The sequence below is a fragment of the Priestia sp. SIMBA_032 genome, assembly GCF_046535215.1.
Classification (GTDB): domain Bacteria; phylum Bacillota; class Bacilli; order Bacillales; family Bacillaceae_H; genus Priestia; species Priestia aryabhattai.
Map to the genome: position 1 here is coordinate 1 of NZ_JAWRXD010000305.1, position 330 is coordinate 330.

General features: G+C 58.2%; 1 protein-coding gene. It reads right to left on the reverse strand.

Annotation, left to right across the window (positions count from 1 at the left end; genetic code table 11):
* On the reverse strand, positions 1 to 330 hold a 330-nt coding region (locus tag SB717_RS34505; RefSeq protein ID WP_410907354.1), incomplete at both ends, for a cytochrome d ubiquinol oxidase subunit II.

Below are 330 nucleotides of genomic sequence, written 5' to 3' on the forward strand. Positions count from 1 at the left end.
GATTTTCGGAAGGCGAATGCGGACCCTCGGATGATGATTCCGATGGCTGCCAACGAAAGCGGAATGTAGAGCGTTGAGGCGATTGCTGCGAACGCTGGTGGGAAGACGGTCCACGCCAAAACGATGACGAAGATGAGCCAAACGTGGTTGGCTTCCCACACCGGTCCTAGCGAATGTTCGATCAACGACCGTTGTTGTTTTCCGCGCTGGCCCGGACCGGCGATAAGGTCCCAGACGCCGCCTCCGAAGTCCGCTCCAGCAAGGAGGACGTACGCTGAAACAGCGATCCAGGTCAGTGCGAGTAGGGCGTTTGCGAGGATCAGTTGCATG